The 21,525-nt window shown below is 35.8% G+C and carries 13 protein-coding genes; 5 read left to right on the top strand and 8 right to left on the bottom strand.

Annotated elements, in window-relative coordinates; genetic code table 11:
- Position 1: 1 nt before the first annotated feature.
- The 7 genes from ABI125_14760 to ABI125_14730 all read right to left on the bottom strand — a co-directional run bounded on the left by ABI125_14760 (position 2) and on the right by ABI125_14730 (position 10,606).
- Entirely contained in the window at positions 2-979 is a 978-nt protein-coding gene (locus ABI125_14760; protein XCF05966.1) for a N(4)-(beta-N-acetylglucosaminyl)-L-asparaginase, read from the bottom strand.
- Positions 980-1,042: 63 nt separating this feature from the next.
- Positions 1,043-3,325 carry a GH92 family glycosyl hydrolase gene (locus tag ABI125_14755; GenBank protein ID XCF05965.1) on the bottom strand — a complete coding sequence of 761 codons (2,283 nt, stop codon included), beginning with the start codon at positions 3,323-3,325 and terminating at the stop codon, positions 1,043-1,045.
- Between the two features lie 9 nt (positions 3,326-3,334).
- Positions 3,335-4,417 (bottom strand): family 10 glycosylhydrolase, encoded by a 1,083-nt coding sequence (locus tag ABI125_14750; protein ID XCF05964.1) that lies wholly within the window; start codon positions 4,415-4,417, stop codon positions 3,335-3,337.
- Between the two features lie 8 nt (positions 4,418-4,425).
- Complete coding sequence (locus tag ABI125_14745; GenBank protein XCF05963.1) at positions 4,426-5,490, bottom strand: carbohydrate-binding family 9-like protein; 1,065 nt, start codon at positions 5,488-5,490, stop codon at positions 4,426-4,428.
- A gap of 7 nt (positions 5,491-5,497) precedes the next feature.
- Entirely contained in the window at positions 5,498-6,466 is a 969-nt protein-coding gene (locus tag ABI125_14740) for a glycoside hydrolase family 130 protein (GenBank protein XCF05962.1), read from the bottom strand.
- A 9-nt stretch (positions 6,467-6,475) separates the two neighbouring features.
- Positions 6,476-8,353: a sodium:solute symporter family protein gene (locus ABI125_14735; GenBank protein ID XCF05961.1), complete on the bottom strand. Its 1,878-nt coding sequence runs from the start codon at positions 8,351-8,353 to the stop codon at positions 6,476-6,478.
- Positions 8,354-8,356: 3 nt separating this feature from the next.
- Positions 8,357-10,606 carry a GH92 family glycosyl hydrolase gene (locus tag ABI125_14730; GenBank protein ID XCF05960.1) on the bottom strand — a complete coding sequence of 750 codons (2,250 nt, stop codon included), beginning with the start codon at positions 10,604-10,606 and terminating at the stop codon, positions 8,357-8,359.
- A gap of 305 nt (positions 10,607-10,911) precedes the next feature.
- On the opposite strand from ABI125_14730, the gene ABI125_14725 reads away from it, so the two are divergent.
- Together ABI125_14725 and ABI125_14720 are read left to right on the top strand one after the other, a co-directional pair.
- On the top strand, positions 10,912-11,781 hold the full coding sequence (locus ABI125_14725; protein ID XCF05959.1) for a histidine kinase: 870 nt from the start codon (positions 10,912-10,914) through the stop codon (positions 11,779-11,781).
- Positions 11,778-12,494 (top strand): response regulator transcription factor, encoded by a 717-nt coding sequence (locus tag ABI125_14720; GenBank protein ID XCF05958.1) that lies wholly within the window; start codon positions 11,778-11,780, stop codon positions 12,492-12,494. Before ABI125_14725 ends, ABI125_14720 begins: the two co-directional genes overlap by 4 nt.
- A gap of 2 nt (positions 12,495-12,496) precedes the next feature.
- Here the strand turns inward: ABI125_14720 and nagB are convergent, their stop codons facing one another.
- Positions 12,497-14,404: a glucosamine-6-phosphate deaminase gene (gene nagB / locus ABI125_14715; protein XCF05957.1), complete on the bottom strand. Its 1,908-nt coding sequence runs from the start codon at positions 14,402-14,404 to the stop codon at positions 12,497-12,499.
- A gap of 415 nt (positions 14,405-14,819) precedes the next feature.
- Here nagB and ABI125_14710 point away from each other — a divergent pair, with 415 nt between their 5' ends.
- From ABI125_14710 to ABI125_14700, 3 genes are read left to right on the top strand one after another with little or no spacing between them, the layout of a single operon-like run.
- Complete coding sequence (locus ABI125_14710) at positions 14,820-17,915, top strand: SusC/RagA family TonB-linked outer membrane protein (GenBank protein ID XCF05956.1); 3,096 nt, start codon at positions 14,820-14,822, stop codon at positions 17,913-17,915.
- 25 nt (positions 17,916-17,940) lie between these two features.
- Entirely contained in the window at positions 17,941-19,455 is a 1,515-nt protein-coding gene (locus tag ABI125_14705) for a SusD/RagB family nutrient-binding outer membrane lipoprotein (GenBank protein ID XCF05955.1), read from the top strand.
- A gap of 11 nt (positions 19,456-19,466) precedes the next feature.
- Complete coding sequence (locus ABI125_14700) at positions 19,467-21,335, top strand: LamG domain-containing protein (protein XCF05954.1); 1,869 nt, start codon at positions 19,467-19,469, stop codon at positions 21,333-21,335.
- The last annotated feature ends 190 nt before the right edge of the window (positions 21,336-21,525 follow it).

Below are 21,525 nucleotides of genomic sequence, written 5' to 3'. Positions count from 1 at the left end.
TCTAAGGTAAAAAGTATTTACCGTCTATTAATTGATTTTTTAGTGATTTGGTTTGTACAGCGTAATTAAAACCGGGTCTTAAACAATACGAGCCATATTCTCCATTTTTATTCAAAGCTATAAACCCTACTTGCAACCATTCTAAATCTGGAGAGTTTTGATAGGTTTTATAGATGCGTTTTACAACTTCTTTACAGGCTTCTTCTGGCGATTTCCCATGTCGCATTAACTCCACTACCATAGCACTTCCCGCAGTTTTCATCATAGCTTCTCCCATGCCTGTAGCAGCGGCAGCGCCAACTTCGTTATCTAAAAATAGACCAGCTCCAATTATTGGAGAATCACCTACGCGTCCGTGCATTTTCCAAGCTGCGCCACTTGTTGTACAGGCTCCAGAAAGGTTGCCGTTTTCATCTAACGCCAACATGCTAATAGTGTCATGATTTTCTATATTAATTGTGGGTTTGTATTGAGAATTTTCTAACCATGCCTCAAAAGCTTTTTTAGATTTTTCTGTTAATAAATTTTCTTTTTTAAATCCTTGTTCTAAAGCAAATTGTAGGGCGCCTTCTCCAACCAACATGACATGGGGTGTTTTTTCCATTACCATTCTGGCCACAGAGATGGGATGTTTTATATGCTGAAGAAATGCTACAGAACCGCAATTATTATTATGATCCATAATACAAGCATCTAGGGTTACTTTTCCTTCTCTGTCAGGAAAACCTCCTAAGCCTACAGTTTGTACATTTGGATTTGCTTCGGCTGTTTTTACACCAACCTCAACAGCGTCTATAGCATTTTTGCCATTTACCAATAGTTTCCATGCAGCTTCGTTTGCTACCAAGCCGTGGTTCCATGTAGAGATAACAACAGGCTTTATTATTTCATGTTTAACCTTTTCCTTAGAACTAGAGTTTTGACACCCTATACAACTGAAAATTGTGCTAAAAATTAGTGTTTTCTTTAAAAAATGCATGTTTAATTTTTGTTTAGTAAAAATACTTATAAAGTGCGTGTCATTACAAGGAGCTATAATGCATTAATATGGAAAATTATCATAAACCTTGGCAGAATTTAGCTTTTCAACTACTTTGCTTAAGTTTGGAGTATTACTCATTTCAAATTTAAGTGTACCGCCTGCCAAAATCTCTTTGTGGGTAATGTAGTTCTTATTAAGGGTTTCTCCATTAAGCCATATCGATTTCACATAAATATTATCTTTTGAATTGTTTTCTGCTACAATCTTGAACTGTTTTTTATCTGGCAATGCAATGGTAGCAGAATCAAAAAGTGGCGACCCCAAGGCATAGGCATTTTGGGCCGGATTAACAGGGTAAAATCCTAATGCGTTGAAGATATACCATGACGACATTTGTCCGCAGTCTTCATTCCCACAATGTCCATTTGGTTCATTTTTGTATTGCGTTTCTAAAATTTGACGTATATATTTTTGCGCTTTGGATGGTTTATTTATGAAATTATACAAATAGGCCACATGATGACTGGGTTCGTTTCCATGTGCATATTGTCCAATCATGCCTGTGCTAAATAATGGTAATTTATCAGTAGGTTCGGGATAGTACGTAAACATGGAGTCTAGTTTTTGTTCAAAACGTTCGGCTCCTCCTGTTTTTTCGATAAGGGTTTCCACATCATGAGGCACAAACCAGTAATAATGCCAAGCATTGCTTTCGCAGAAGTAGGGGCTGTACTCCTTGGGAACAAATGGTGCGATAAAGTTGCCCCTTCCATCTTTAGGTTGCATCCAAGAATTGGTTACGTTATGTAGGTTTTGCCAATTTTTAGAGCGTTCTATAAAATAGTTGTAATCTTCAAGTTTACCTAATGACTGTGCAAACATGGCAATACACCAATCATCATAAGCATATTCCATAGTTTTTGAAACCGACCAATTTTCGTGATGTTCATCAACCGGTATATAGCCTTTCTTCCTGTAAACGTCTATTTGCCTATCGTTTGCCATAGCACTTTCTTTGCAGGCTTGGTATGCGAGTTCTGCATCTAAATCAAAACCTTTAAAATAAGCATCTACTATTACGGGTACGGCGTGGTAACCAATCATCATATTGGTTTCACTACCTTGCATAGACCATACTGGTAATTCTCCTGTTTCTTTATAATGTGCCAATAAAGATTTTATAAAATACGGCACCAATTTTGGTTGTAATATAGTGTGCAATGGATGTGCGCCTCTAAATGTGTCCCACAACGAAAACGTATCGTATCTATTAAACCCTTCTGCTTTGGAAATGGGGTTGATACCCGGTTTTAACTGTCCGTTTTCATCATTAGTGGTTTTGTAAGTTCCACCGTAATCACTAAACAGATTTGGGGTAAGCATATTTTGGTACATCATAGTATAGAATATGCTCTTTTTGTCGTCATCGGGCGTCTCTACAATTATTTTTTTTAGCTGATTTTCCCAAACCAACGTAGTTTTTTCCTGTTGATAGTCAAAATCAAAGCCAACGGTTTCCATTTTTATAGCATGGGCCGCGGCCTCACAACTTGTAGAGGATAGCCCTGTTTTAATGACGATTTGTTCATCGTCAAGGGTCTGATATTTCAATACCATTTTGGTATTACCCTTCATTGGGTAAATTTTTAGTGTATCGTTTTTATAGTAGTGGTGCGTATCAAAAGGTTTTGAAAACTGCATTTGAAAATACACTTTTTGGTTTCTTGCCCAACCTGTAGACATACGATAGCCTTGTATAGTAGTATCATTAACTTTTTCAATATAAGTTTCTGTTGGTTTATCCCAGTTCAAGGCATAGCCTAAATCTATATGTATTTGAGTGTCGCCATCTTTTGGAAAGGTATATCGGTGTATGCCAACCCGCTTTGTAGCTGTTAATTCTGCTGTTATACCATAATCTAACAAATCTACTGAGTAATACCCCGGAAATGCCTTTTCGTTTTTATGACTGAACGTGGAATAGGGTTTGAAATTATTGGCTTCTATACGCTTATTGAATCTACTATTGGTTGGCATGACTAGGATATCGTATAAATCGCCAGCTCCTGTGCCTGATAAATGGGTGTGAGAAAATCCCGTGATTATAGAATCTTGGTAATAGTAGCCCGCAATTCTATCCCAACCTGGAATGCCTATATCTGGACTTAATTGTACCATACCAAAAGGTTCGCTAGCTCCCGGGTATGTATTTCCGGGGCCATCGGTTCCAATAAACGGATTTACATAATCTACCAAAGGTTTGGTGTTTTCTTTTACATCTGTTTTAGGTTTACAAGAAAACGTGATAATCAATAGTAATATGTATACATAACGCTTATTCATGAGTAAGTGTTAATGCGACGCTTTAATAACTTCAAAATGGGATTCTTGAATATCAAAAAAAGCAACTCCAGATGCTCCTGATTGTTTTACTATGGCTATTGCTTTTGCAAATTCATCATCCGTCATTTCAGGTAAATACAAGCCTGTGTGTAATTGGGTTTGTTTGGCTTTTAAATCGGTAAGCCCTTGCTTTGTAGCAAATTCAACCCAATCTAAACCTTCATTGTAAAAATTGTTATAAATCATCGGTAAAACTGCATCAATATTCCATTTGTCCCAACGTTGACGCACCATATGGTCTGCCATTTCGGGATAAGGGAATACGGCGGCTGTTAATTCTTTACCGTGTTTATGAGCAATATCGTAAGCGCCATCTACAACCGCTTTAATTTCGTTAAGCCTGAATTGTTTCCATTCTATGTCTATGGCTGGTACTTCAGCTTTTGTAATGTCTTTTCCAAATAGCTTTTCAAATTTTTTAACCGAGGCTTCTGAATAATCAAAATCAAAATCGGGAAGTTCTTCGTTTTGTACTAAATCGTATTTAGGAAGTAAACCTACAGGTAAATACACATCAGGATATCTTATATAATCTAGGTGTACGCTGGAAATGCCTTCGACTTTTGCTAAACCTTCTACAAGACTCCAAATATGTTTTCGGGCTTCTGGATGACTTGGAGATAACCACTGGTAATACTCTACATAGGGACGGTCGTCAAAACACGATTTTCCACTTCGGCTTACCATATACCAATCGGGATGTTTTAGTGCTGTGGTATCGCCGGGTCTGTTCATGGTGAACATCCACGCGTGTACTTCCAGTCCTTCTTTGATTGCTAATGGGGCTACTTTAGCCAAATAATCGGCATCTGCTCTGGTATCAATAAGCACGGCATCGATACCGGAATTTGCATATTTTTTAAAATAATTAACATGAATACTATCAGATACGCTGGCGTCAGCAGTATACCAAGCCCAATACTTAAATGTTGGTGTGATTTCAGTCTCAGTAATTTTGATGTCCTTTTTTTCTTTTGAACAGGATACTGTTACTATGAAAATAATGATGAGTAATTGATGTATTGATTTCATATAGAACATTATTTTATGATTATTTTACCATGTTGATTAATGATGATTATTGTATCTGAAAAAGGGCTTTCCACCCAAATATTATAGCCTGTTTTGTGATTGTCGTAGTGAGGAGTTATCGTTTTATTCAGAATTTGCTTTGGCCGACTAACTTCTTCAATAGTGATAGTTTTGTGTTTTAAAGCATTATGCAACTCGGATAAATACCACTTGATGTGTTCATCCTTTGGAATGGTAAAACTTTTATTTTCCTTTGAAAAATAGACGTACCCCCAAGTTTCGGGTTGATGCATCGCTATAGCGCCTTGCGGCGACCATACCCAATTATATTCATGTAAAAGTTCTCCTTTTTCATCTGTCTTTCTTTGGTATGTTCCGTTATCTAGTTGAAAATCCCAATGCACTCTTGAAAAATTGACTCTCCAAAAGGTGTCTGATAAATTAAAGGTCTCAAAATAAGAAGTTTTAAAAGCACTGAGTGGTATCGCAATTTCAATATGCCATCCATTGTCTGTATCATTTGGATTATTTAATGTACCATCAATATAAACAGCGGATTTTAAACCCTTGGCATCCCAATCGTTGAGCGTTAATGCACCATCACGGTATGGTTTTGTTAAAAATAAATCCCAAACGGTATTGAGGGCGTTAAATTCAAATTCGTAATAATTATGGGTGTCATTATCAGTGTCAATAAAAATTTCAAAATCGTTATTATGATAAATTATTGTGTCTCTTTTTATTAATGTTCCCCATACATGAGGCTCTTCTAATTGAGCAAAAAAATAAATATGATGATTGTCCCAAAGCATTTTTACTTGTGTTTTGTACTTGGGAGTTTTAACACCTTTTATATCAATAAACATATCGGAATACGGAGCGTTTTTCCACGAAGTTTCGTTTCCCAATCCGTCAATTTTTAGTGGTTCATCAACAAAATTTGCTATGTATATTTTGGGAGTAGTAACTATATTATCTTGCGCACAACTATAAAGTGGTAGCCCAAGAAAAAAAAGACTTATGTTCCATAAGCCTTTTTTTAAAATGGGATGTAATGGTGCTATTAATCTCATTCTTTTTTTATAAGATGCTATTGTTTTGTGTAAATGCTAATATTTCACTTATATAACCAAATGCTATGGCTACAACGGTGTCTGCACCTCCGTAATAGATGGTAACTTTATCGTTCTTTACGTCCTGCAGGGAAGCACAGGGGAAAATTACGTTAGGTACGTCGCCTACTTGCTCATAGGTTTTAGATGGTGTGAGCAAATAGGGTTGGGTTCTGTACTTTACGATATGCGGTTGGTCTGTATCTAAAATTGCAGAGCCCATGGCATACCTAAAGCCGTTGCAGGTATTTATAACGCCATGATAAAACATTAACCAGCCCTCATTGGTTAAAAAAGGGACTGAGCCTGCGCCAATTTTTGTACACTGCCACGCACTATCTTTAAAGGAGGTGGGAGACATCATGTGCCGGTGTTCTCCCCAGTATTTCATGTCGGGGCTGTAACTCATGTAGATATCTCCAAAAGGCGTGTGACCATTATCGCTTGGGCGACTCATCATGGCATATTTACCATTAATTTTTTGAGGTAACAATACCCCATTTCTGTTGAAAGGTAAAAAGGCACTTTCGCACTGAAAGAATTCTTTAAAATCGAAGGTATAACCTATACCAATAGTTGGTCCATTATGGCCTTCGCACCAAGTAATCCAGTAGCGGTCTTCTAAAAATACCACTCTGGGGTCGTATTTGTAATCTCCTAGTACCTGTTCTTTGTCGTGTGCCTTGAATTCAATGGGGTTCTCATTGATATTCCAATTTAAGCCATCGCCGCTAAAGCCAGCAAAAATGTTCATTTGCACAGCTTTATTATCGCATCTAAACACCCCTGCAAAACCATCTTTAAATGGCACTACGGCACTATTAAAAACGCTGTTGGATGTTGGAATGGCATCACGATTAATAATCGGGTTTTGGCTATAACGCCACACTACATCTTTTGACCCTTTAGGTCTTTCTTCCCAAGGAATTAGGTTCATCTTTTTCAATTAATTTTTATACTTCCTTACTTTATCTAACCAAGTAAATTTTAAAATCACAGAAGTTACTGCAAATAGCACCAAAACGCAAAACATATTTGTGTAATCTCTAACCATAAAGTAAATGGGCAATAATATCATACTGGATTGCCATATAATACCAATAATACAGTTAAACATGTCGATTGGAAAATCTTTATTTTTCTTAAAGACTGGATTGGTCTCTTTAATCCTTTTAAAAACTGGGTTCCACCAACCCCACGGCCTTACATTGGTGTAGAAACTTTTTAAGGTTTTCATATCTGTTGCCGGTGTTAAATATGTTCCTAGAAAGGCTCCAAGCAACGATGTTAATAATATAACAGGAAACGCATAAATAACAGGAAGTTTGGCTACTTCATACATAAAAGACCCAATTTCAAAATTGCTTTGGTTTTGTTCTATTATAAAATGAAGTGTTGCGATTATAAGGCCTGCGGTCATACCCCAAAAATAGCCCCATCCGTTAAAGCGCCACCAAATCCACTTTAGCAAGTTGGCCGCAACATAACCTCCATATAGGGCACTTGAAATCCATAATGTTATAGAGTTAATAGAATCTGCAAAAAACCCCATGATGACTCCTAAAATCACGATACCAAAAGAAGCTAAATGGCTTGCTTTCACATAATGTATGGGTGTAGCTTCTGGTTTAAAGTATTTTTTATAAATATCATTTACAATATATGCGGGGCCTGAATTTACAAATGCTGAGAATGTGGACATAAAAGCGGCCAAAAGACCTGCTAAAAGTATCCCTTTTATGCCAACAGGTACGTGGTGATTTATTACTTTAGGTAAGATAATTTCTAAATCGTCTGTAGATAGCGTATTTGATGTGGCCATTTCTGGCGCGATAAATACTAGCCCCAAAATAACAATACCTGCTATGAGTAGATATCTAGGAATAAATAATACTAAATTGGTAAATCCGCTCATGTAAGCGGCCTCTTTAACAGACCGTGTGGAGAGTATACGTTGCATATCATAACTTGGGGTAGGTCCTGCAATACTAGCAAAGAAACCTTTAAATAAAGACATACCAATAAAAGCCCCAAACATTTTGTAGCCCTGGGTATCAATTAAATTATTAAACGCTTGATATTTACCTTCCCAAAAACTATCTAGTTCCCAACCAAAAAATACGGTACTCCATTCTTTTGAAATAACAGTCTCTAATTGTATATCTGATACTGAAATAAAAGTATATGTTGCGATTAAAATACCAGCCAAAACCATGATGCCGTATTGCAATACCTCTGTAGCTACTACAGAAAACATACCGCCTTTTACGGTATAAATTGTGGTTAGAAAAATAATGATTAGTGCGTAGCTTTGGTCTGATGACAACAAAACGGCATCATTAAACATCAAAGTTAGGTCCCATGGTAGTATGATGGTTAAAAACTTGCCAACACCTTCAAAAAAGTAGGCAATGAAACCCACTGAGGCGATAATGGCAAATATGGCAACAATAAGATGGGATGCTCTACCTGCTTTATCGTCTCCAAAACGTGTTAAAATCCATTCCGAACCTGTCATAATATTAGAACGTCTTATCCAGGCGGCCAAAAATACCATTACAAAAATCTGGTTAAAAATGGGCCACATCCACATGAACATAAAACTTTTAACGCCATATAGAAATAGGATACCGACCATCCAAGCGGTACCTGAGACATCAAACATTCCTGAGCCATTACTCAACCCTAGGTAGTACCATTTAATGCTTTTTCCACCTAAAAAGTATGAGTCGAGACCTTTGGATGCCCTTTTAGATATCCATATACCAACCCCTAAGGTTAATAAAATATATACTCCAATAATTGTTACATCAATAGCGTTCATAAATCAATTTTTTACACCCCAGGTTTTATTAGGTTCTGGACCCATTTTAAACGTTAAGGTGCCTCCGTTTAGAATTTGCTTGTGAGAGATGGTTGTGCTATTAAAATCTTTATCATTTAAGGTGGCAGATTGTATATAGATGTTTTTATCTGAAACGTTTTCAGCTTCAATAGTAAATACTTTATCATCTTCTAATTTGATGGTAGTTTTTTCAAAAATCGGACTTCCAATTTCATAAATACCAGATGCTGGATTCATGGGATAGAATCCCATGGCACTAAACACGTACCATGCACTCATTTGTCCGCAGTCTTCATTGCCACTTAAACCATTAGGTGTTGTGTTATATTGTGTATTTAAAATATGGTTTACCCAGTATTGTGTACGCCATGGTTTATTGGCTTTATTAAACATGTAAGCAATATGATGACTAGGCTCATTACCATGTGCATACTGGCCGATAAGCCCTGAAATATCAACAGAAACATTATCTCCTGTAATATCAGAGCTTTCTGTGAATAGCTGTTCTAGTCTAGATGTAAAGGTTTCGTTACCGCCGTGCATAGCAATAAAATCTTCAACGGCATGAGGTACAAACCAACTGTGTTGCCATGCGTTACCTTCTGTATAATCAGTATGTTCCCTGTGGTTAGAATATTTAGGGTCGAAAGGTGTATTCCATGACTTACCATTTTTAGATTTGCCACGCATAAAGCCAGTGTCTTTATCAAATAAATATGTGTATGCTTTTGAACGTTGCATGAAGAAATTATAGTCGTTATCTTTTCCTAATGCTTTAGCCATTTGTGCTACACACCAATCATTATATGCATATTCTAGAGTAATGGTAACCGATTCATCTAACAATTCATAAGGGATATAACCAAAGGTTTTATAATGCTCTAAGCCTCTTTCGTTCTGCATCATAGTTATTTTCATGGCTTCGTAAGCTTTTTCAGCATCAAAACCATGTATACCCTTTAAGTAGGCCTCCACGATAACAGGTATGGAATGATAACCCGTCATGGTGTTAGTTTCGTTGCCGTATAGTGTCCACACGGGTAAAATGTTACGGGTTTCATAATACGCCAGCATAGAATTAATAAAATGGGCCACCTTATCTCTAGCGACTAACGTAAGTAAGGGGTGTTCTGCCCTAAAGGTATCCCAAAGCGATAGGGTTGAATAAGCCGTATAATCATCAGCAACAGCGATACTGTCGTTCTCCTTTCTAAATGCACCATTGGCATCACTAAACGTTACAGGTGCCAGTTGACTGTGGTATAACGCAGTATAGAACATTGTTTCTAGGGAATCCACAGGTGTTTCTACTTTTATGTTTTGTAATGCACTTTCCCAAATATGCTCTGCATTTCGTTTAGTAGCTTCAAAATCAAAATTACCAGAGTCTAAATTATTTTTAGCATTTTCAATACTAACAGATGATAGCGCTACTTTAACATAAAGCTGGTTGGTATTTTGACTATCAAAAATCAATTGGGTGGCCGTTTTTTCGCCTATGGCGGTATTGTTTTCTGTTAAATTACCTTCAATATACAGCTTGGAATTTTTAATAAGTTTTGAAAATTTAGCAACAAAAAACACCTTTTGGTTTTTTGCCCATCCTGTGCTGAATCTGTAACCTGTTACTGTACTATCATTTTCAATATTAATAGCTGTTTCTGTGGGCTTATCCCAATTAATGGAGAACCCTAAATCTAAGACTACAGATTGCATATCGCCCTCTTTAAAGGTGTACTTATGATGGGCGGTTCTTTGAGAAGTTGTTAATTCAACATCAATATCATGGTCTTCTAAATATACTTGATAATATCCTGGAGAAGCGTTCTCGTTTTTATGAGTGTATTTTGATTTATAGTTTAGACTATCTCGTTCTTTAGGTGTGGGAGACAAATCCACCTCTTTGTTTATGGGCATTAGCAATATGTCAGCCAAATCTCCAATACCTGTTCCGCTTAGTGCCAAGTGGCTAAAACCTATGGCTACCGAATCTGTATAATGGTAGCCAGAGCACCAATCCCAAGCTGATATTCCATTTACAGGGCTTACCTGTAACATACCAAACGGTACAGTGGCACCGGGATATGTGTGTCCATGCCCACCTGTTCCAATAAAAGGGTTTACCAGATGGGTTAATTTTGGTTTAGCACTATTTTTTAAAGAATCTTTACTTTTATTTTTGCAAGTAAAAACCAAAACAATCAAAAACAAACACGGCAATATATGCTTCATAAAAAATCAGTTAATGTAAAAATTCATAATTTTATCATTCTCCCAAATAAATTTAGACGGACAACATCTAATCGAAGCTAAACACCCAAAAAAATAATAGTAAGGAAACCATGGTAAAGATTTTAAACTCTAAGGAATATTATAAATTACCCTTTAAATTTCATTTAATATTTTGGTTGATTTATTTTTCTTTCAACACATTTAGATGGGGGAGTTACTTTGGGGATTACATATATTCTTTGAAGACAAACCTCTTGGGGTTCCCAATCCACATGGTGTTATGTTACCTTAATATTTTTGTTTTAATGCCATTTTTAGTCTACAAGAGAAAGTATATATTGTATGTTTTATCTGTACTTACTGCTATTTTTATCATGGTTTTGGTTAAGTTTAATCTTACATATATTTTAATAAGCACGAATGTATGGCCAGAAGGTCCGGAAACGCTTAATTCACTATCCCTTAACTATGTTATTGATATGATGATTGGCGAGCTATATGTTATAACATTTGTAACAGCCATAAAAATAACGTTAGATTATCTACAAGAACATAGGCGAGTGGCTGAACTTGAGAAAGCAAATTTAGAAACCGAACTCATGTTTTTAAAAGCCCAGATATCGCCTCATTTCTTCTTTAATACTTTAAACAATATCCATTCACTTGCATTAGAGAAATCAAAGAAAACCTCCAAAATAATTTTAAAGTTATCAGAACTTATGCGCTATCTTTTGTATGAAACACGACAAAGAAGGCAAACATTGGAAAAGGAAATTTTATGTGTGCAAAACTATCTGGATTTAGAGCGGATAAGACACAGTAAGTCTTTACAAGTAGAAGTATCAATTACCGGAGATATACAAGGCAAAAAAATTGCTCCAATTATTTTGTTGTCTTTGGTTGAGAATGCTTTTAAACATGGGGTAAACAAAAACATTGGTAATATTAAAATTGATATTTCATTCGAAATTAAAGAAGATTTTCTATACTTTAGTGTATCAAACCCTATGCCTTCAATTATGAATCAAAATTTAGAAAAAAACTATTCTGGAGGTATAGGCCTTAAGAACGTTAGAAAAAGACTTTCGCTAGGCTATTCTGAAAATGATTACAACCTAGAATTTGAAGAAATAGATAACATTTTTATAGCTAAACTAAAAATAAGAGTAGCATGAGTACCAAATGTTTAATAATTGACGATGAGCCCTTGGCAATTAATGTTATTAAAAACTATTTACAGCAAATAAATGGATTTGAAGTAATAAATACGTTTAGCAATGCCCTAGAAGCTTTGGAGTTTTTAAAGGAGCATAAAGTGGATGTTATTTTTTTAGATATTAATATGCCTTTATTGGATGGATTGAATTTTATAAAGACTTTAAAAGATCCTCCTTTAGTCATTATTACTACAGCTTACACTGAATTTGCTGTTGAAACGTATGAGCTTAATGTGCTTGATTATTTAGTTAAACCTATAGAGTTTCCTAGATTTATTAAAGCCATTGATAAGGTGGAGCATAAACTCATGAAGACAACCGCAATAAATCAAAATAATAATGCCAGAGAACATCTTTTTGTCAAAATTGACAAAAAAAAGATGAAAAAAATCTACCTAGATGAAATTCTTACTATTGAATCATTAAAAGATTATTTAAAAATAAATACTACCACAGGAAAATATATAATTCATAGCACTTTGTCGGATTTTACATCGTTACTTCCTGGGCATAATTTTATACGTATTCATAGATCTTATACTATAGCTATAGATAAAATTGATGTTGTTGAAGGTAATAGCGTTGAAATAGAGGGGTTAAGGTATGTAATAGGTAGGTCTTACCTTGAGGAGGTTAAAAGTAAAATATTAAACCCTAATAACATAGACTAGAATTAAAAATGGTATCTTTTGAAAGCTTCTATTGCTTCGTAATCAGCCAAGCCTAAATCATTATATTTTTTTGCGGTTAAACGGTTTCTGTCTTCAGCTCTTACCCAGAACTCTCTGGAGTCGTCCCCTTGAAACATAACCCCATCTTTTTGAGATTGATGATAAAAAATAGCACGTCGTTTTTTAAGCACTTGGTCTGGACTTAAAGGAACAGCCATTTCAATTTGGTAAGTATCCCACTCGTGCCATGCACCACGATATAACCATACCCAGCAATCACTCATGTAATCATTTTTCTTTAGTTTTTCTAAAGCATAAAATAATGCATCAAGACAAACCTTATGTGTGCCGTGTGGATCAGCTAAATCGCCAGCCGCATAAATTTGATGTGGTTTTATGTCGTCAATTAGCTTCTCCATTATAGAAATGTCTTCATTAGAAATATTTTTCTTTTTTATAGTCCCGGTTTCATAAAAAGGTAAATCTAAAAAATGAACATTTTCATCATTTAAATTTAAATACCGTGTAGCGGCTAATGACTCATTTCTTCTTATTAACCCTTTAAGTTTTCTTACCGCAACGGTATCAATATTATTCTTGGTTTTTGATGATAAAAAGCTGATGATATTTTGGGTTTCACTACAATCAGGGCATAGAGATTGAGTTATTTCAGCAAACTTTAAAGCATCCTCGTCAGAAACCGCTATATTGCCAGATGTTTGGTAAGCTACATGAACATCATGCCCTTGTTCAATAAGTCTGTCAAAAGTACCTCCCATAGAAATAACATCGTCATCTGGGTGCGGACTAAAAATAATCACACGTTTACGTTCAGGAGTTGAGCGTTCGGGCCTTTTGGAATCGTCTGCATTAGGTTTCCCGGCAGGCCACCCCGTAATGGTATGCTGTAGGGTGTTAAACATTTTAATATTTAAATCATAAGCAGTGCCCTCTTCAGTAAGCAAACCAGACATGCCGTTGTTGTTGTAGTCTGAATCTGTTAGCTTTAAAATGGATTTATTTAAAAGTTCTGACAACCATACTACAGCTTTAAGTTTTAGGGAGTCGTTCCACGTACAAGAAGTTACAAGCCATGGTGTTTTTACACGGGTAAGTTCTTTAGAGGCTTCTTCATCTAAAATAAAAGTGGTATTGCTATGGTTTTGTAAATATGTTGCTGGTACTTCAGGTGTCACATTCCCTTCTATGGTCTTTTGTATTATTTCTGCTTTATTATTTCCCCAAGCCAGTAGTACAATGCGCTTAGCACTCATTACGGTACCAATTCCCATGGTGATCGCTTTTCTTGGCACATTGTCAATCCCCAAAAAAGCAGGAGCGGCATCCACCCGGGTTATATGATCTAAAGTAATGCTTCTAGTGCCAGAATTGTAATGAGAACCAGGTTCGTTAAAACCAACATGACCAGTTCTGCCAATGCCCAAAAGTTGAAAATCTAAACCGCCAAGGGCTTTAATTTTTCTCTCATAATCAATGCAATATTGTTGTAAATCTTCTGCGCTTACCTTTCCATTGGGGATATTAATGTTTTCTGGTAATATATCCACATGATTAAATAAATGTTCATGCATGAAATAAAAGTAGCTTTGTATGTTACCCTTATCCATAGGATAGTATTCATCAAGGTTAAACGTAATGACATTATAAAAACTTAATCCTTCTTCTTTGTGTAATCGAACTAATTCTTCGTAAACTTTTACAGGAGAGGATCCTGTAGCCAAACCTAAAACGCAAAACTCTTTTTTCTGCTGTTTATTTCTAATTAATTGGGATATTTCGAGCGCCACAAGTTTAGATGGTGTTTGAGAGTCTTCAAAAATAATATTGTGTATTTTCTCGAAACGGGTTTCTTCAAACATTCCTGGTCTTGTAAAAGCTAAGGATTCCATATATACAACTTTTATTAAATTAATTTGATTAATCAAAACTAAAGAGTATTGATTCAAAAATGTTTAATATTTCGACGAACAACCTATCATGTTAGCCTAATAATTTATTTAACAAGTTTTCATGAGAAATGCTCAGTGTGAAAAAATACATTTAATTTATCTGATAATATGTAGATTGAAAACAAAAAGGGCATGTTTAAGTAAGATTAACTATTTGTTTAAGACGTGGATAGTGAGTTGTTTAGTGGTAATGTGCCATGAAAATCATTATTTAAGGTTATCCTCTGCCATTTTATAACCTTTAGCTTTTATAGAATGTTGTTGGTCGAAAAACCTTTTGAATTCTTAACTTTTTTGTAACATTTACTTAAACATAAATTTTAAATAATTCTAAACTAATTAAATTAAAACTAGTATGAAGAAAAAATTATTATTCTTTTTAGTTTTTGTGTTTTTGTTGTTTGCAAACATAATGAAAGCGCAAAATGGCATTGTAAATGGGGCAGTGCTGGATTCTAATGGAGTGCCGCTTCCAGGGGTTAATATAATGGTTAAAGGCGCTAGTAAAGGCACTACAACTGATTTTGACGGCAACTATTCTTTAGATGTTAGTCCTAAAGCAACTTTGGTATTTACCTTTGTTGGTTTTGTGGCAAAAGAAGAGGTTGTTAATTCTCGAACAGTAATTAATGTAACATTGCAAGAAAGCCTAGAGGCTTTAGATGAAGTTGTAGTAACAGCTCTTGGTATTAAAAAAGAGAAGAAAGCTCTGGCTTATGCGGTTCAAGAGGTGGATTCTGAAACTATTACAGCTGCTGCAAACCCTAACGCTACATCTGCTTTGCAAGGTAAAGCTGCAGGGGTTAATATTACCAATTCTGGAGGTGTTACAGGTAAGCCAAGAATAGATATCCGCGGAGCAAGTTCCTTAAGTGGAAATGACCAACTACTATGGGTAATAGATGGAGTACCCTTTTCTACACAAGACTTTACATCAGATGCTGAAGATTTATTTGGAGGTAATTCTAACGGTGGAGGATTTTTGGATATTAACCCAGATGACATAGAAACAATTTCGGTTTTAAAAGGAGGTCCCGCAGCTGCATTGTACGGTGCGCGTGGTGGTAATGGAGTTGTGCTGATAACAACCAAAAGCGGTAAACGTTCTCAAGGTTTAGGTATATCATACACAGGCTCTACTACATTTTCTGAAGCTAGCTTTTTTCTGGATACCCAAAGGGAGTATGGCCAAGGTATTGATGGTGTTTATGATCCTAGTTCAAGGGTGTCTTGGGGGCCTCGGTTTGATGGTGTAGAAAGAGAGGCTTGGACGGGTGAGTCATTACCTTATCAATCTGAATCTAACTTATTAGAAGACTTTACAAGAACAGGTGTAAGCACAAGACACGCTATAACTTTTACCAAAGGAAGCGAGGACGGAAACTTTAAGGTTTTGGTAAGTAAAGATGATACAGAAGGTATTTATGAAGGACAAGATCTAGAGCGTTTAAATTTTGACTTTAAAGCGAATTATGATATTAATCCTTGGTTAAATGTTGACGCTAAAGTATCCTACATTAATACGCAAGGATTTCAAAGACCTACCATTGGTAGATATAGTTTTGTGTCATTTTTTAACACAATGCCGGCTAATATAAGAACTCAAGATTTGTCCCCTGGTTATGTTGTTGACGATAACAAGACAAAAGAAATATTATTCGGGCCAAGTACTGTTTTAACAGAAAACGCTAATGCCAATAACAGAAACCCGTACTTTTTACAAAACCAAAATTTTAACAGGGATCAACGTAATAGATCATTTGGTTATTTAGCCACAAATGTTAAATTTTCAGACGCACTTAGATTAAAGGTTAAGTATGGTTTAGATATTTACAGATATGAGCAAGTATTTGGAGCGCGCTTTGAAGATCAAATATTCTTTAATAATACACCATCTATCAATACTTCAGAATCCTTCTTTAAAGAAGAGAATGCTGAGTTTTTATTGAGTTATAATAAAGATTTAAATGAAGACTTTAATTTAGGAATTAGTGCAGGGGGAAATCAAATGCGAAGGGGTATCGAGTCTCTAAATGCATCATCTGGTAAGTTGGATTTTGAAAGTACATTGTTCTTAAATGCAGGTTCCAATATACAAGCTAATGAGCAATTTATTGATGAGGAAATTCATTCCTTATACGGTTTTGCAGATGTATCTTATAAAGATTATTTGTTTTTGAACGCTACGGTAAGGAACGATTGGTCTTCTACTTTACCCATAGCAAACAACTCTTTTTTATATTCATCAGTGGGGTTAAGTGCATTAATTTCAGAAATGGTTGAGATGCCAGACTGGATGAATTATTTAAAAGTAAGAGGTACTTGGGCAGAAGTAGGTAAAGCCTCTGAACCTCAAGCGACAAAACCAACATTTGATGTCTTTAATAGTAATTTCAATATATTACAATCAAACACACCACCTATAGGGGTAGATCCTTTATTGCAACCAGAAATTTCAACCACCACAGAACTTGGTGTAGAGTTTAGGTTGTTCAATAATCGTTTAAATTTTGATATTGCTTTGTATGATGAGCGCACTAGAAATCAAATCGCTTCGATACTTCCAAATTCAACAAGTCTTTATTCAGGTTTACTTACTAATGTAGGTGAGATTTCTAATAAAGGTATTGAGGTATATGCAAATGTAGTACCTATTAAAACTGAAGATTTTAATCTAGGCCTAACTCTTAATTTTGCAACTAATAAAGGTGTAATAGAGGAGTTGCCCGATTTTGGAGCTGATTTTTTCACATACTTTAAAAGTAATACTATCATAGAAGAAGTACGTGGTTATGTTGGTGAGCGTTATGGTGATATTTATGGATTTAAATACCAAAGAGATGCTGACGGAAATCTTATAGTAGGAGCAGATGGTTTACCGGCAAATACTACTGAAAAAGAGAAAATTGGTAATATTCAAGCAGATTTCACAGGTTCTGTAGGGATAAACGCTGCATACAAAAGTTTTTCTTTAAACGCTTTGTTTGTGATGCAACAAGGTGGCGATATATATTCGTTAACTGAGGCTTCAGCAACAGGTTCAGGTAACACTCCAAAAACATTATCATTCGGAAGAGAGCCATTTTTTACGCCAACTGGTGTACAGGCAGATGGTAGTGCTAATACTACAATAGTGGATCCAGAGGCTTATTGGAGAACCGTTTCAGGGATATCAGAGGAATTTGTATATGATGCCTCATTTATGAAATTAGGTGAATTATCTCTTGGGTATTCTTTCCCTAAATCTATAATTGAGTCTTTAGGTAAAGGAGTAATTAATAGTGTTAAACTATCTTTAATAGGAAGGAATCTGTTTTACCTATATAGAAATACACCGGGCACAGTACCTGATGCAAGTTCGTTTAACTCATCAGTTGGAGGTCAAGCTTTTGACTTTTCTCCTGTGCCAGTAGAAAGAACCTATGGCTTTTCTTTGAATGTTAAATTTTAAAAAAAGAATTATGAAAAAAATATTAATGCTATTAACTGGCGTGTTTTTTATAGCAGTCAGTTGTACAGAGAATTTTGAGGAAATTAACACGAATCCCAACGCGGTTACTGCCCCTCAACCAGAACTATTATTTAACAGAATTGTTACTACGCCAGTTTTTGATTATCAACGTAACGTAAATTTATATGCAGATTTTTATGCACAATACTGGGCTAATACGGTATCTGGTTTTGAGTCTGGTAGGTACGAGTATGTAGATGGATGGGCTTTTACGGGATGGAATGCATTTTTTGTAGATGGTTTGGCTAACATCAAATCACTTCAAAGCATATATGGTGATGATCCATTTTATAACAATTTAATGCAAGTTTTAGAAATTTGGGAAGTTTCAGAATGGGCTCGAATGTTGGCCTACTATGGTGATTTACCATACTTCGACATTGGCTTTGGGTCAAAAGTGCCTTACAACACTGAACGTGATATTTATTATGATTTGTTTGACAGACTAAACAAGGCAGTAAGCACTATCGATGCTTCTGATGCTAACCAGTATATTATGCCAAGTGCTAGCGATTTGATTTATGGTTGGGATTTAGATAAGTGGAAACGTTTTGGAAATTCTATGCGCTTACGATTAGCTATGAGAATATCCAACGTAGATCCAGCAAAAGCACAAGCAGAAGCAGTAGCTGCTATTAATGGTGGGGTAATGCAAAGTAATGATGATGTAGCACATATACCAGCTTGGGTAAATGGCTTTTATGATTATTTGCGTAATATGGCTATTTTATGGGATAATATTAGGTGTTCTAAAACATTTACTGATTTGATGTACTCTCAAACATCCATGGAAGATCCTAGGGCAAGAATTTGGTTTGGCTACAAAGAAAGCTCACCAATGTTTGGCAGTGAACGTCTTGAAGGTGTTGAAAATGGATATAATATATTACCTGCAGACGCTAATGATTTTGCAACAATGAATGAGAATACCACATATATTGGTTTTACAGGTAACGATGCTGAAATAGACCATTATCAACCCGTAATGCTTTATACTGAAGTAGTATTTTTAAAAGCTGAAGCCGCATTAAGAGGATGGACAGGAGGAGACCCTACAACCTTAATGCAAGAAGGTGTTAGAGCGTCTATGGAATTTGTTGGTGTAGATCCTGCCGCGGCTACTGCATACATTAATGAAGTACCTGTGTTGTCTGGTTCAAATGAAGAACAATTAAAGCAACTGATAACCCAGAAATACATAGCAAACTTCCCTAATGGACGAGAAGCTTGGGTAGATTTTAGACGTACAGATTACCCAGACCTAACTTTGCCTATTGATGGTGTAAGTAGTGCTGCTTCCGTAGCACAAGGCACTTACGTGAAACGCATTAGATATCCAGATAATGCATTTAACACAGAATCAGAAATGTTGCCAACAGACCAAAATACAATTAATACAAACCGTATGGATAACAAGTTATGGTGGGATGTTGCAGATACAAAAACAAAATCTAATGGTTTGATGAATAGTAATTTTTAACAAAAAATAAGATGAATATATTAAACAGTTTAAAAAAAGTAGCATTTGTGTTACCGTTGCTAGTTCTGTTCTTTGCAGTATCCTGCGCCAATGACGATGATGCAACTGCGCAGAATTTTAATATTGCACAGCTAGAAGGAAGAATAGCTGAGGCTGAAGACTTAATAGCAACAAGTGTTGAAGGTATTAATGCAGGAGATTATCAACCAGGGTCAAAAGATGCGCTTCAAGACGTAGTTAACTGGATTTATAAACGTATTGAAAGTTCTAAATCTCAAGCAGATATTGATGACGCTGTTATTAAACTAAATGCGGCTATTGATAAGTTTAAGGGAAGTACAGTTTCGGTAGCTGTACCATGGATCCAACATGGAAATGGATCTGGAATAAAGCTATCAGACAATCTTAAGCAAGTTTTATTTGGAGCTTCAACGATAGAGCTACAGGTGTATATTGTAGACTTGAATGCTTTTAGTGGAACTGGACTTAATAATTTACTTTCATCAGAAGCACTTCCTAATAATGGAATGACTGCAAGATATTTTGGTGATGGTTCCTTACAATTGGTTGCAGGAACTGCCTCTGGTTGGGTAGTGGCTGGAGCAGATCCAGGAACTCTTAAGTCTGGAGAATGGCTGGATATTGCTTATACCAATTCAGGTTCAGGACAAAAGTTCTATGTTAACGGTACTTTGGTGGCTACTATAGATGGTACACCTGCGGCAACAGATGTACCTTACATAATTGGTAATGGGCCTACTTGGGTTGATCGTTCCAGTAATGTTGTAGTAAAAGAGGTTAAAGTTTGGAATTCAGAATTAGATCAAGGAACAATACTAGCCAATATCGGCGCAAGCGTTGATGGCACAGAGTCTGGTCTAGAGGCTTATTTTCCACTAGGGTCTAATTTAGGGTCATCTTTCTCTGATGTCGTTGGTAACTCAACCGCAACTCTTGAGGGAGCTGTAGAATGGGTCTCAGAGCCACCGGTAATTGTACTTAACTATGATAATATTAATGCTGCTATACAAGAATTAACAGATTTTAGGGCTACGGTTGTTGAGGGTGATATGGATGGTGACTACCCAATTGGTACCTTAGATTATATTGATAGCTTACTCGAAGGTGCTAATGGTGTACTAGAGAGTGAAACGAGACAAACAGCCTTAGATGATGCAGCTGTTAACTTATCTGCGCAGATTGATTTAATAAATGCTAACTTGGTAGGGCCAGCAGAGGGAATATATATTGATAGTGAAGACCCTAATGCGGTAGGATTTAGAATGACACCTAATTACACACCTACGGGAGATTATACCTATGAGTTTGACTTAAAGATTAAAACTTTGGAGTTACCTACATTTGGTTGGGGAGATATTTTTGGTAACAATACTTTAGGTTTAAGGCTTAATGGATACCAAGAGTTGTCTGAAGAAAACCTACTCAATGCTGGAGGAGGTTGGAATTTCACATATATTGAAGCTATAGCAAATTATACCGGTCCTACATATCCTGCTTTAACAATAAAATCTGGTACTTGGCAGCATATAGCCATAGTTCATGACGATACAGCTAGAACCACAGCGATTTATGTTGATGGGGAAATGGTTTCGCTACAGGAAGATATTGGTGTGCCTCTGAATTCTGTTTGGGGAGAAACATGGATAGGTAATGCTTTTGGAGCTAAAATAAATGGCTATGTTAAAGATTTTAGAAGGTGGGATGAAGTGCGTTCTGTTGGTCAACTTGATGCAGATATTGATGGTACAGAACCTAATTTACAAACATATTTCCCATTAGATAGAGTTAAAGGTATCCAGTTTAGTGATGAAACAGGAAACTATAACGGAGAAATGCGCGGTATAGTTTGGAATAATTAAAACATTTTTGGTTTAAATTAGTTTAGTTTTTTTGTGAAAAGAAGAATCTTGTCTAAGGTTCTTCTTTTTCTTTTATATGGAATGTGATAAAGGTTTGATATTCAAACTAAAAAATGAATTTCACACGCTAATGGTAATATAATTTATTATTCGGTTCAAAAAATTAAATATAAATTTACTGTTAGTATTA

The sequence above is a fragment of the Tamlana crocina genome (genome assembly GCA_040429635.1).
In the GTDB taxonomy this organism is placed as follows: domain Bacteria; phylum Bacteroidota; class Bacteroidia; order Flavobacteriales; family Flavobacteriaceae; genus Flavisericum; species Flavisericum crocinum.
Note: the sequence above shows the minus strand (reverse complement) of the source record. Positions and strands in the feature narration are given on the sequence as shown.